This window comes from Janthinobacterium sp. TPC_1, from assembly GCF_056037845.1.
Genome location: NZ_CP195157.1, coordinates 1,224,467 through 1,237,695, shown reverse-complemented (window position 1 = coordinate 1,237,695; position 13,229 = coordinate 1,224,467). Strand labels below are relative to the sequence as shown.

The 13,229-nt window shown below is 64.8% G+C and carries 8 protein-coding genes; 4 read left to right on the top strand and 4 right to left on the bottom strand.

What is annotated here, in order from left to right; all coding sequences use genetic code 11:
- Positions 1-4 precede the first annotated feature (4 nt).
- The 4 genes from ACQVLG_RS06060 to ACQVLG_RS06045 are packed head-to-tail and all read right to left on the bottom strand — an operon-like array spanning position 5 to position 4,559.
- Positions 5-964, bottom strand: coding sequence for an MlaD family protein (locus ACQVLG_RS06060; RefSeq protein ID WP_474293412.1), 960 nt, complete (start codon positions 962-964; stop codon positions 5-7).
- Positions 964-1,860 carry an ABC transporter ATP-binding protein gene (locus tag ACQVLG_RS06055; RefSeq protein ID WP_230542069.1) on the bottom strand — a complete coding sequence of 299 codons (897 nt, stop codon included), beginning with the start codon at positions 1,858-1,860 and terminating at the stop codon, positions 964-966. The genes ACQVLG_RS06060 and ACQVLG_RS06055 overlap by 1 nt, the downstream gene beginning before the upstream one ends.
- Entirely contained in the window at positions 1,860-2,993 is a 1,134-nt protein-coding gene (locus ACQVLG_RS06050) for an MlaE family ABC transporter permease (protein WP_230542068.1), read from the bottom strand. The genes ACQVLG_RS06055 and ACQVLG_RS06050 overlap by 1 nt, the downstream gene beginning before the upstream one ends.
- 57 nt (positions 2,994-3,050) lie before the next feature.
- A complete protein-coding gene (locus ACQVLG_RS06045) occupies positions 3,051-4,559 on the bottom strand; it encodes a B12-binding domain-containing radical SAM protein (protein ID WP_474293410.1) in 1,509 nt (502 codons plus the stop codon).
- Between the two features lie 135 nt (positions 4,560-4,694).
- Between ACQVLG_RS06045 and ACQVLG_RS06040 the strand changes: the two genes are divergently transcribed.
- From ACQVLG_RS06040 to ACQVLG_RS06025, 4 genes are read left to right on the top strand one after another with little or no spacing between them, the layout of a single operon-like run.
- Positions 4,695-6,302: a DUF2138 family protein gene (locus tag ACQVLG_RS06040; RefSeq protein WP_474293408.1), complete on the top strand. Its 1,608-nt coding sequence runs from the start codon at positions 4,695-4,697 to the stop codon at positions 6,300-6,302.
- Positions 6,299-6,973 (top strand): DUF1175 family protein, encoded by a 675-nt coding sequence (locus tag ACQVLG_RS06035; RefSeq protein WP_474293406.1) that lies wholly within the window; start codon positions 6,299-6,301, stop codon positions 6,971-6,973. Before ACQVLG_RS06040 ends, ACQVLG_RS06035 begins: the two co-directional genes overlap by 4 nt.
- A 14-nt stretch (positions 6,974-6,987) precedes the next feature.
- A complete protein-coding gene (locus ACQVLG_RS06030; protein WP_474293404.1) occupies positions 6,988-11,511 on the top strand; it encodes an alpha-2-macroglobulin family protein in 4,524 nt (1,507 codons plus the stop codon).
- Positions 11,511-13,211, top strand: a complete 1,701-nt coding sequence (locus ACQVLG_RS06025) for a DUF2300 domain-containing protein (RefSeq protein ID WP_230542063.1) — start codon at positions 11,511-11,513, stop codon at positions 13,209-13,211. Before ACQVLG_RS06030 ends, ACQVLG_RS06025 begins: the two co-directional genes overlap by 1 nt.
- The last annotated feature ends 18 nt before the right edge of the window (positions 13,212-13,229 follow it).

Genomic DNA, 13,229 nt, shown 5'->3' with positions numbered 1-13,229 from the left:
CTCCTTATTTGCCGGGCGCCGAAAAACCGGGCTCGCCCGGGCCGGGCGGGATGTCTGGGGCGCCGAACAGGATGCTCTGCGGCTGTTCATTGAGCGTGCTCATGGTGGTTTTCAGGGCGCGCATCGAGGAACGCGCCTCGCCGCTCAGCTCGATTACCTGCGGCAAGACTTCCAAGGACACGCCGTTGGCCACCGTTTCCACGGAATGGCCGACCCGGTCGACCGTGCCATTGACCTTCTCGAGCACGCCACCGGGCGCCTGGATGTCGTTGCCGAGTTTTTTCCACGTGGCCGTCAAGTCCGACACGTTCTTGCTGGCCGTACTGACGGCCGTCAAGGTTTGCCGCGTTTGTTCCGTCAGTTGCGGCAATTGCGTCAGGGTCGGTTCCAGCTGCTGCGGGATGGCGCCGAAGGCCTTGGCCGCCTTGCCCACTTCATTGAAGGCGCCCAGCATGGCGGCCTGGTTTTCCGGGCTGAGCAGATTATTCACCTTGTTGGTGATCTGCTCGGCCTGGTCGAGGATGCGCTTGCCGCGTTTTTCCAGCTGGTCCAGCAAGCCCGCGCGCAGGGGGATCAGCGACGGCTTGTCCTTGCTGGTGCCCAGCAATTTCGAGCCCACGTGCTCATCGTCGAGCTGGATGTAGGCGATGCCCGTCACGCCCTGGTAGCCCAGGGTGGCAAAGGTGGTATTCGTGACGGGGGTGTCGGGCGCCACGCTGATGTGCACGAGGATTTGCCCCGCCTTTTGCGTATCGAAATCGATGGCGTCGACCTTGCCCACTTCCAGGCCCCGGTAGCGCACGGTCGCCTGCGGGTTCAGGCCCGGCACGGACAGGGTGGTGGCGAGCAGGTAAGGCACCCGCTCCACGCGGTCGCGGTTGAACCAGACGCCGAACAGAATGGCGGCCACCAGCAGGGTGAGTGTAAAAAATCCCGTCATCAGGGCATGTGATCTGTTTTCCATTACTTTTCCGCTTTCTTGTCTGTGCCGGCGTCGTCGCCTGGCTGTGCGGCCTTGGCTGCCGCCTGTTTTTCATCGAGGACGGCCAGTGCGCGCTTGCCGCGGTCGCCAAGGAAAAATTGCTTGATGAACGGGTGGTCCACTTCGATCACCTCGCGCGTGGGGCCGATGGCGATCACGTGCTTTTCCGCCAGCACGGCGATGCGCGTGGACAGGGCGAACAAGGTGTCGAGGTCATGCGTGACCATGACGACCGTCAAGCCCAGCTCGCGGTGCAGCGACTGGATCAGCGAGACAAAACTTTCCGACAGGTCCGGATCCAGGCCTGCCGTCGGTTCGTCGAGGAACAGCAGCTTCGGTTCCAGCGCCAGGGCACGCGCCAGCGCCACGCGCTTGATCATGCCGCCAGACAAGTCCGACGGCATTTTCAGCGCATGTTCCGGACCCAGGCCCACCATGTTCATCTTTAATAATACCGCGTCGTGCACCAGCGCCTCGGGCAGCACGCGCAATTCGCGCATGGGCTGGGCCACGTTGTCGAACACGGTCAGGGCCGAATACAGGGCGCCTTGCTGGAACAGCATGCCCCAGTGGTTGCGCAACTGTTGCAGCTGGTCGGAACTTGCCTTGTTGATATCCTCGCCAAAGACTTTGACGCAGCCGCGCGCCGGATGTTCCAGGCCCAGCATCTGGCGCAGCAGCACCGTCTTGCCCGTGCCGGAGCCGCCCACGATGGAGAGGATTTCGCCCCGTTCGATTTCCAGGTTCAAGTCCTGGTGCACGACGGTGCGGCCGAACTTGGTCCACAGATTGGTGATGTCCACCACGGGCGCGCTGCCGTGCAGGTTGAACTGGCCTTCCTTGCCGGTGCCGCAAGCGATATCGGTGTCGTTCGCCATCAGTAGCCCACTCCATTGAAGACGATGGCGAACACGGCGTCGGCCAGGATCACCACGGTGATGGCCGTGACGACGGCGGTGGTGGTGCCGCGCCCCAGGCTTTCCGTATTCGCCTTGATGCGCAGGCCGAAGTGGCAGGAGACGAGGGCGATCAGCATGCCGAAAATCACGCCCTTGCCCAGGCCGATCATGTAGTTGGCCAGCGGTACGGCATCGGGCAGTTTCTGGATGAAGTAGCGCGCCGACAAGTTCAATTCCACCTTGGCCGCCACCATGCCGCCGATCAGCGCGGCCGTATCCGTCCAGATGACGAGCAGGGGCATGGAAATGGCCAGGGCCAGCACTTTCGGCATGATCAGGCGAAAACCGTGCGAAATGCCCATCACCAGCATGGCGTCGAGCTCTTCCGTGACGCGCATGACGCCCAACTGGGCCGTGATGGACGAACCGGAGCGCCCGGCCACGAGGATGGCGGCTAATAACGGCCCCAGTTCGCGGATGACGCTCATGCCCAGCAGGTTGACCAGGTAGATGTCGCCGCCAAAGGCGCGCAGTTGCTGCGCGGAAAGATAAGACAGCACGACGCCGATCAGAAAGCCGACCAGGGCCGTGATGCCCAGCGCCTGGAAGCCCGCATGGAAGATATTGGCGGAAATTTCACGCCACGGCCCGCGCATGGGATGGCGCGCGAAGCGGCCGATATCCTGCGTCACCTGGCCGACGAGGGCGATAAAGCCCTTCAAATGTTCGAAAAACAGCAAAATGGCCATGCCCAGTTTCATCACGGGCGTGAGGCGGTTGGCGCGCGAGGGCGGCGTTTGCAGCGGTCCCGTCTCTTCGATGCGCCGGAAAAACTCTTCCAGCGATGGCGCCAGGGTCAGTTGCGCGGGGCGCTGCTTGCCCCAGGCATTCCAGAACAGCTGGGCGCCGATATGGTCCATGCTGTCGATGGCCGACAAGTCCCATTGCACCTTGGTATCGCCCTGCAAGGGCTTGAGCTGGGCCTCGATGGCCTTGATGGCATTGTCATGCGCCAGCGCGTGCACCTGCCAGGTGCCGCTGGCAGTGACGACGGCTCCCTGTTGGGAGCTGGTCTGGGAGAGGGTCAGTTTCGGCGATTGTACAGTCGGCATCGCGCCAGTTTAAGGGAGAATGGCGCAGACCGCCACCGCTGTTCAATCGCCGGCCCCTCAGGACGCCAGGTGGCGCGCCTGCCGCTGCGGCAGGGCGACGTCAGGACGCACCTTGCTTGTTTCGGCGGGTTTGGCGTGCGCGGCCGCCTGCGCGCCGCCCGCATAGTCGCTGGCCACGAGGGCGTTGGCCTCGAGCGCGCTCATGCCGCGCGTCTGCAGCCATTGCGCCACCAGCTTGGCCAGGCGTTCCATGGCGATGCGGTGGGTGGCGTCCGTGTGGGCGTACAGCCAGTTCGAAAAGTCCATGAAGTTTTCAAACGGCGCATCGCCGAGCATCCATTGCACGGTATTGGCAAAGCGGCCCGAGTTGGCCACCAGGTCCCAGTAGCGGGCGAAGCGCACGAGGCGCTGCATGCTCATGAAATCGAGCTGTTTATTGGCCAGGATGGTGTAGGGCGGGTGCGGGTCGAACACCATGCCATAGTTTTCCGTGTGGCGGATGATGGGCGTGCCGCGCAGCCGTTTTAATATGCCGAACTGGATTTCATGCGGTTTCAGGGCCACCAGCTTGTTGAATCCGGCCGCAAAGCTCGCTTCATCCTCGCCCGGCAAGCCGGCGATCAAGTCCACGTGCAAGTGGGCGTTTGATTCTTCGCAAAGCCAGCGGATGTTATCGGCCGCCTTTTGATTATCCTGCTTGCGGCTGACCAGCGATTGCACGTCCGGATTGAAACTCTGGATGCCGATCTCGAACTGCAGCGCGCCGGGCGGGAACTTGCTGATGCCTTCTTTCAAGGCGTCGGGCAAGTGATCGGGCACCAGCTCGAAGTGGGCGTAGATGGGATCGTCCGGATTCGCTTCGATCTTGTCTAAAAAGAACTGCATGATCTTCAAGCTGGTCTTGATGTTCAGGTTGAAGGTGCGGTCGACGAATTTGAACAGGCGGGCGCCGCGCGCATGCAGGGACTCCATCTCGGCCAGGAAGTTCTCCAGGGCGAAGGGCCAGGCCGTCTTGTCCAGCGCCGACAGGCAGAATTCGCACTTGAACGGGCAGCCGCGCGACGCTTCCACGTAAATCGTGCGGTGGCGGATATCGTCGTCTGTATACAAGGAGTAGGGCAGCTGCAGTTCCGCCAGCGGCGCCTGCACGCCCGCATGGATCTTCATCAGCGGTTTCGGGCCGTTGAGGATCTCGCCGCACAGCTTGGGGAAGGTGACGTCGCCCCAGCCCGTGATCAGGTAGTCGGCCAGTTTGACGATTTCCTGCTCGCCCGCCTCATGCGACACTTCCGGCCCGCCCAGCACGATGATGACCTCGGGCGCCACGCGCTTGAGCATGGCCACCAGTTTCGTTGTTTCCTCGACGTTCCATATGTAGACGCCAAAACCGATGATGCGGGGCTTGTTGACGAGGATGCGCTCGACCAGTTCCGTGGTTTTCGTGCCGATGACGAATTCCTGCAGCCGCGTCTGCGCCTGCAGCGGGCCCATATTGGCCAGCAGATAGCGCAATCCCAGCGAGGCGTGGGTATAGCGGGCGTTCAGGGTGGAGAGCAGGATGGTCATGGGAGGCGTTTGAATCGGCGAAACCGCTATTTTACGCTGTCGCGTCAGCTGTGCGCTGCGGCCACAAACGTCATGTTACCATTTGTCAATAATTACTAACTTGTCAATGCTACGGCGGGTAAAAAGGGATATACGGTGCTGGCGAAAAAAGTACTCAATAAGAAAGTCCTGCTCGGGGCGCTGGCCGGGGTGGCCGTGGTGGCGGCCGCGCTGGTCGGCTACCGGGTCTTCGGCTGGGGCATGCTGGGGCCGGTCAACGGCCTGAAGCTGGATTTATCGCGGCCCGACGCGCTGGTCCGCACGAAAAGCCTGTCGGCCCTGCCGCGCGACCTGTTGACGGTGCCGCTGGCGCGCGACGTGCTGCGCGAGGATTTCCTGTTCTATTACGAGCAAAGCGAAGACCGGCTGGGGCTCAAGGGCAGCCTGCGCCGCATCGCCTACGAGCATGAATTGGGCTGGGGCGACCAGCTGTTGCGCATGGTGCTGGACCAGCCGGCGGAAGTGGCCCTGTGGCGCGATGCCGACGGCTCGCTCAAGCATTTCGCCATCGCCGTGTCGCGCAGCCAGCTGACGCGCCTGCTGGAAGAGGCGGGCAAGATCGCCTTGAAGGATACGCAAATGCGCGTGGCCGGCAGCTTGCACGTCGATGGCGGCCAGGTGCCCGTGTATGCGCTGAACTATGCCTACCAGCGCACCTTGCTGTTTGCCGCGCACGGCCAGCGCCTGGTCATCCTGTCCCATCCCGGCATGCTGTACGGCGGCGCTGACGGCAAGCATGGCGATGGCACGGCCGAAAAGACCGTGGCCAGCCTGCTGGCGCCGGAGCCGGTGAAACAAAACGTCTTTCATGCGCAATTCCATCTCGATCCAGCCGCGCCCGAGGGCCACAGCATCGCCGTCAAGGCGGACTTCCTGTCGTTTGGCTACCAGCCCTTCTTTGGCGCGCTCGAAGCGCTGCACTTCGATTTTCAACAGGGCGCCTGGCAATCGAAGGTGCTGCTCAATGCCGATAAACTGAAAAACGGTGCTTATGACAGCAGCGCCCTGTGGCCCGTGCTGCCGCATAACCCCAGCGCCTGCTTCAGCGTGCCAGTGGACTGGGCCGCGCTGCAGCCCGTGCTCAAGCGCCTGGGCGACAAGACGTCCGAGCCGGTGGCGCCGCTGGCCGGGCACTTGCAAGGCCCCGCCGCCGCGTGCTGGTACGGCACTTCGCGGCTGCATACGCCCGTGTTCGTGGCCACGCGCAGTGCGCAGGCCGGCGACGATGCTGTCTATGGCAGCCTGTTCGCGGCGGCCATCGGCGGCCAGGATCCCGTGCGCAAGACCACCGGCAAGGATGGCGCCATTCGCTGGGAGCGCAGCGTCGCCACGGCCCTCGGTCAGTCCACGCCGGCGCTGGCCGTGGCCGGCAATACGGTTGTCTTCTCGGCCGACGGCAAGCTGGTCGACCAGGTGCTGGCCGTGCGCCGCAAGCAGGCGCCGGCCGCCAGCGACCTGCTGCCCGATGGCGCGCACACGATCGGCCTGATCGCGCCGGCCTCGCTGGCCCGCCTGATCCAGCTGGAAGCCTTCGATACCCTGCCGGCAAATAACGAACCGGTCTTGCGTGCGGCCGCCAATGAGCACCTGGTGCCGCGCCTGAACGCCTTGAAAAAATATCCGCCGCTGCGCATGGTGCTCAAGCGGCAGCCAGCCAGCGGCACGTCGTGGGAAACGCTGGAATGGCAGGAGACGGCGCGATGACGGTGCGGCATGCGCGCCGTGCCGCCTTGCGCTGGCTGGCGGTGGGCGCCGCCACCGTGGCTGTGCCCCGGGCCTGGGCCCTGCGCGCGGCCGCCGGGCCGCAAGTGCTGCTGTCGCAAGCCCAGAGCCGCGCGTTCCAGGCCTGGATGTTGCGCATTGTCAACGTGCAGATCGAAAGGGGACCGTCGCCGCGCTGGACGCACCGCGATTGCGCCGGCCTGGTGCGCTTTGCCGTCAACGAAGCGCTCACCGTGCATGACGCGAAGTGGCTGCATGCGAAACGTATCGCCAGCGACCGGCGCCTGCCGCCCGAACTGGAACTGGACGCGAACCAGGCGGCCCTGCGCAACCGCTGGGTGCAGACGGATGGCAAGGTCGGCCACTTCGTCACGGCGCTGGCGCTGGTGCAGCACAACAGCCGTTTCATCGCCCGCGAAATCAGCCAGGCGCTGCCCGGCGACCTGCTGTTTTTCGACCAGGGCGACGAACAGCACCTGATGGTCTGGATGGGTGCGCGCATCGCCTACCACACCGGCACCGTCACCCCCGACGACAATGGTCTGCGGACCGTCGATATCAAAGAACTTACGAGCTGGAAGGACACGCGGTGGCAACCTGTGGTCAACAATCCGAATTTCGCCGGCGTGTTCCGGCTGGCGTTTTTATCATGAGGCCGATTTTTGTCATGAAGCTGTTATTTGCCAGCCTGCTGGCGTTGATGCTCATTGGCGGCGCCTGGGCGCAGGAACGCGAACCGAGCAACTACAGTACCTTCAAGGGCGAACCCTTCTTTCTGCTGTCGGATGCCAGTTACGGCAGCACTGACGAGGCGCGCGTGCGTCTCGAAGTGCCCGGGCGCGACATGGGGCGCATGAACCTGGAAGCGTATTCGGGCGCCGACATCGTCGTCTACCGCGTGCCCGAAGCGATGGAATTCCTGAAAAAACAGCGCAATCTGCACCGCATCCAGGTCGAGGGCAATTACCAGGGCGAGGGCCTGGCCAACACCTTGAGTTTTTTGTGGGATAGCTGGTGGAAGCAGTCGCGCCTGGCCTGGCGCAAGCTGTTTTCCGGCGAAGCGCGCCGCGCGGTCACGAAGGAACAGCCGCAACTGGCGACGAATGACGCCATCCGCAAGCCGACCGTATTTGCCAACCACCCGCAGTACAAGCCGATCAAGGGCATGGAGCTGGTCGACAGCTTCCGCTATCCGATCTGGCAGGCCAAGGCCATCGCCCCGCCGAAAGGCGTCAAGCTCGATGGCTCGAGCAGCGACTTCATCGTCGCCGGCGCCGGCAACGTGATGATCCCGCTGGGCAAGCGCAAGCCGGGCTTGTACCTGATCGAAGCGATCATCGGCGAGCACCGCGCCACCACCCTGGTGTTCGTCTCGGACACGGTGGCCGTCACCAAGGTCTCGTCCGGCCAGATGCTGGTATGGACGGCGCGGCGCGATACCAGCGCCGCCGTGGCAGGCGCCAGCGTGGCGTGGACGGACGGCACCGGCGTGCTGCAGTCGGCCACCACGGGTGCCGACGGCGTAGCGTCGCTCGAGCGCGGCAGCCCCGAACATACGTATGTGCTGGGCCAGGACCGCGATGGCGGTGTGTTCGTATCCGAGAATTTTTACTACGACAGCGAAATCTATAATACCAAGATTTATGCGGTGACCGACCGGCCCCTGTACCGTCCCGGCGATGAAGTCAACGTCAAGTTTTTGGGCCGCGAATTTACTTCTGCGCGCAACTCGCAGGCAGCAAGCGCAGCACCGGTCAGCTTGACCGTGCTCAATCCGAATGGCACGCCGCTGCTGACGCAAACGCTGCAGCTGTCCGGCGACACGGGCGCCGACACGCGCTTCCGTCTGCCGACGGAAGCCACCGCCGGCGGCTATGAACTGCGCTTCAATTACAAGGATGGCGTGTATGGCGCGGCCTTCCGTGTGGCCGAATACGTCAAGCCGCACTTTGAAATCAACATCCAGCCCTCGAAACCGGAATTCAAGACGGGCGAGGCGGTCAAGGGCAGCATCGCGCTGCGCTACCCCGATGGCAAGCCCGTAAAAAATGCGAAAATGACCTTGTCCTTGCGGGGCCAGCAAAACACCATGGTCGAGGGCGAGCTGCGTTACAGCGGCCTGTTCCCCGTGGCCTTGAAGACCGAGGAAGTGACGAGCGACGGCAGCGGCAATGTGGACTTCACCTTGCCGCCCGCCGCCGATCCCTCGCGCTACATTTTGACCGTGCTGGCGACCGATGGCGCGGCCTACCGCGTCAAGGCGACGCGCGAGCTGATGATAGAGCGTTCGAGCAGCAGCTATCAGTTGAAGGCGACGCGCCAGTTTTCCGATCCGGGACAAAACGTGCATTTCGACTTGCTGGCCGATGGCCAGGGCGCGGCGAAGCCCGTGCGCTGGGAGATGGTGCAGCTGGAAAAACAGAGCAAGACCGAAGGCGCGTTCGATCCGGCTGCCAAGGGCTGGGACGTGACATTCCCGGCCTCCGGCTCGTATCAGCTGGCGCTGCGCGACGAACGCGGCAACCTGCTGGCCGCCGCCAGCCACTGGGTCGCCGGCGATGGCGTGCAAACGGCGCCGGGCAGCATCGAGATCGTGCTGGACCGCGCCCGCTACCGTCCGGGCGACACGGCCGAGGCCTTGATCACCTTCTCCGACAAGGTCGACCAGGCCCTGTTGACGCTCGAGCGTGACAAGGTGGAGCACCATGGCTTGATGGCCGGTGCCGCTGACTGGTACCAGGCGAAGCGTGTGGCGCCGCGGCAGTGGCGAGTGCGCATTCTCGTCAAGGAGGAGCATGGCCCGAACATGACGTTTTCGGTGGCGTACACGCGCAATGGCGACTTCGTGTTCGAGAACGCGGGCCTGCAAGTGATCGAGCCGCGTATCGCGCTGCAGTTCAAAAGCGACAAGGAAGTCTACCAGCCTGGCGAGAAGGTCACGCTGGACGTCAAGGCGACGCTGGACGGCAAGCCCCTGAGCACCCTGGTGGCGCTGGGCGTGGTCGATGAAATGATCTATGTGCTGCAGCCGGAAATCGCGCCCGACATCGGCGACTTCTTCTATCACCCGCGCCGCAACAACGTGCGCACGACGGCCAGCCTGTCGTTCATCAGCTACGATATGGCGCAGGGCCGCACTGCCGGCGCGCCCGCGCGCCACAATTACAACGAGCGCGGCGTCAAGGTGCTGGAGCGTCCGCGCCGCGACAATATTGACACGGCTTACTGGGCGCCGTCGCTGAAAACCGACGCGAATGGCAATGCGCGCGTGAGTTTTACCATGCCCGACGCGCTGACCCGCTGGCGCATCACGGGCCGTGCGATGGATGAACAGGGACGCGTCGGCCAGCGCACCGCCTATCTGCGGTCGGACAAGAATTACTATGCCAAGTGGACGGCGCCCGACTGGATGCGCGCCGGCGATGCGCCGCGAGCCTCGGTGGCCGTGTTCAACCAGACGGGCAAGGAGCAGGCGCTCGACGTCGTTCTTTCCGGCGGGGCGCAGCCGAAGACGGAAAAGCTGTCCGCCAAACCGGGCGTCAACTACGTCGAATTTCCGCTCGCTGCTGGCGCTAGCGGGCCGCTGCGCCTGGAACTGAAGCAGAACGGTAAAGTGGTCGATGCGCTCGATACCGCTATGCAGACGCTGCCCGCCGCCTGGAGCAGCCCGCGTTCGCTGGCGCTGCCGCTCGATGGCGTGACCGGTGATATGCCGCTCAAGCTGCCGGCCGACGCGCGCAATCTCCGCGTCTCGTTCGCGCAGGGAGCAGCCAGCCAGTTCGCGCGCATTGCCGACGACCTGATCGACTATCCGTATGGCTGCGTCGAGCAGACGGCCAGCCGTTTGATTCCGCTGGCGCTGGCTACGCAAAGCCTGGGGCCGGACGCCGGCGCCCTGCAAACGCTGCTGACGGCGCAGCGCCTGCGCCTGGTCTCGATGGCCGGTCCGAACGCCGTCTTCGGCTGGTGGGGCAACGCCACGGCCGGCAATGCGCTGATGACGGCTTACGCTTATTACGCCGACTGGTACGCGGCGCGCGCGCTGCACATCGAACTGCCGCCCGAACACTGGAACAAGCTGCTGGCCGTCTACAGCGAACATGGCTTGAAGGATGCGATGGGCGACCGAGCGCTGGTGCTGTGGATGGCGCGCGAGATGGGCTTGCCCACGCAGACGCTGGCAGCGGGGCTGGTGGACGACAGCGCTGGCGCCACCTTGGGCGGCAAGCCGCGCCAGGCGGGCGACAGCGGCAGCCTGCTGCTGGGCGGAGCCCTTGACCGCGAAGCGCAGGCGATGAGCTTTGGCCTGGTGGCGCTGGTCGCCAGCCAGAATGGTATCGCCCTGCCTTCGGCGTTGCAGCAGCAGGTCGCCGATTCCTGGCAGGTACTGCGCACGTCGAAGGCGCCAGTGGCGCAAGCCTTGCTGATGCAGGCCGGCGAAGTACCGCCATCGCAGGCCGATGTGGTACTGGCCGGTGTGCGCGCCGAAATGCCGACCCTGGACCGCGCGATGACCTTGTTCTGGGTGCAGAAGAAGCTGGGTGGCGCATCGTTCGGCAAGGGGCCGGCCGTCGCGCTGGATGGCGCCTGGCAAAAACGCGACAGTCGCAGCGGCCAGCCGCTGTGGCGCTGGAGCGATGCCAAGGGCGTACCTGATAAATTGCGTCTAGCCGCCCCGGCGCCGGCCGGAACGTTGGCTGTGGTGCAGTACGACAGCTACGCGGCCGAAGCGCAAACCTTGCCGGTCGCCGTCGAACGGCGCATCCTGCGCATGAAGGCGGGCAAGGGCGGTTACACGACGGAGCTGGTCAAGCCGGGCGAGGCGCTCAGCACGGACGCGTTGTACCTCGATGAAATCACCTTGAAAGCGGCGCCGGGCGCGAAGCACCGCTTTGGCTTGCTGGAAGTGGCGCTGCCGCCGGGCGCCATGGTCGAATCGACGACCTGGGGCATGGTCATGGCGGGCGACAAGCCGGCCGCGCTGGAACGCGCGCGCCACACGGAGCGCCGCGACGGTTATGCCGTGCCGATTGAGCCTTTGGCCGGCGAGGTGAGCGTACGCCATCTGCTGCGCTTTGCGCAGAAGGGCAGTTATGTGCTGCCGCCAGCGCGCTTTTACCGCATGTACCAGCCGGAGCAGAAAGCCTTCGAGGGCGGCGGCAAGACCACGCGCGCGCTGAAGGTCGAGTGATGCGCGTGGTACGTGCTGCATTGATGGCGGCCCTGCTGGTGGCCGCACCTGCCTGGTCTGCGTCGCTGGACGTAGCATGGTGGAAGGATGGCAAGACCGAAGTGCGGCAGTTGCGCCAGGGCGGCGCCACGCTGCCACTCTCGCCGCCGTTCGACGGTGCGCGGCAAGTGCCGCTGGCCAGCCTGTGGAAGCTGTTTGTGTATGTCTATGCGAGCGATAACAAGGTGGCGATGCCCGACTACCGCTGCGGCGGCCGTGATCCGGAAGAAGTGTATTGCTGCGATGCGGGCCAGAGCATCGGCCACGACGCGGCACTGGCGCAATCGTGCGGCCCCTTCTTCTCGCCCGGGCGCCTGATGATCACGGCCGCGCCATGGCGCCAGTACTGGACCGCCCGTTTAGGTAGCGCGCCGGCAGGCGAATTTGCCTGGCTGGCGGATCCCGCCCAGCTGGCGCCGGGGCGGCTGGTGCGCCTGGACAGCCTGCTGCGGGCGTTGGGCAGCATCCCGGCCGCTAGCCGCCAGGATGCTGAAGCGGCGCTGCTGCGCGTGGTGCTGGACGGACGCAGTGGGCGCGGCGCCGGCACGGCGCGCTGGTTCGGCAGCCAGTTGCGCGTGAAGACGTACTCCTGGCACGAGCAGCGCCGGGCCGACGCACGTATCGGCGGCGCGGCCGGCTGGCTGGCCGATGGCACGCCCATCTGGTTTGGCGGCGCGGGCGGCAGCAGCAATGTTTTTGAACAGTGGGCTCCCAGGCTGGCCGCCAGCTTGCCGAAAGTCGGCGCGGCCGACGATAGCGGCTGCGTGGTGGTCGATTACTTCAAGCGCTATCCGATTCGTGCCGTGCGCGGCGAGCGTGGCGTGGCTGGACCCGGGCCGCTGAATGGCCGCTACCATGTGCAATTCGAGAATGGCCAGAACCTGGCCTTGCGCAGCACCGGTGAACTGATGCTGTTGCAGGAGAAGGGCGGCCGCCCGCAATTGCGGGGCCGCTTCGGCGTCAATGAATATGTGGCGCGCGTGCTCGATCGCGAAGCGAGTACGAATGAACCGGAAGCGGCCAAGGCGCTGGCGATCGCCGCGCGCACGTATCTGCAGCAGAACGCCGTGACCGTGGCGGGCTGCCAGCAGATCGCCGATAGCAGCGCGACCCAGCGCGTCAGTGCCAGCCCGGCCACGCCGGCGGCGCTGGCGATTGCGCGCTGGACCGACCAGCTGATCGTCGATGGCGTCACCGTGCGTTATCACAGCAATCAGTCGTCCGAGGGTACGATGGCGTGGAGCGAGGCGGTGCGGCAGGCCAGACAGGGCAAGCACTATGATGAATTGCTGGCGGCGGCCTATCCCGGCGGCGCGCTGAGTACCTTTGGCAATACCGGCGCGCGTTGCCGTCGCCTGGCGCAGAACGAGGATTGGCTGGCGCGGTCCGTGCCGCGCTGGCAGCGCGTGCTGCTGCGCGAGGCCGGCTACGAGGCGCCGCCGCAAGCGCCGCTGGTCTGCGCCCTGCAGAGCGGCGCGCCGTATTCGGAGCAGTCGCGCAACCGCATCTTCATGCGCCCGCTGGCTTCGCGCGAAGACCGCATCACCTTGGCCCATGAATATTTACACCTTGGCCTGCGCCATCATCCGCGCGGCCAGGACGAAGAATATGTCGAGCGGCTGGCCCGCCGGCTCGTCGACCTTAACCTGGAGGCCCTGTGAGTTTTTATATCCGTTGCG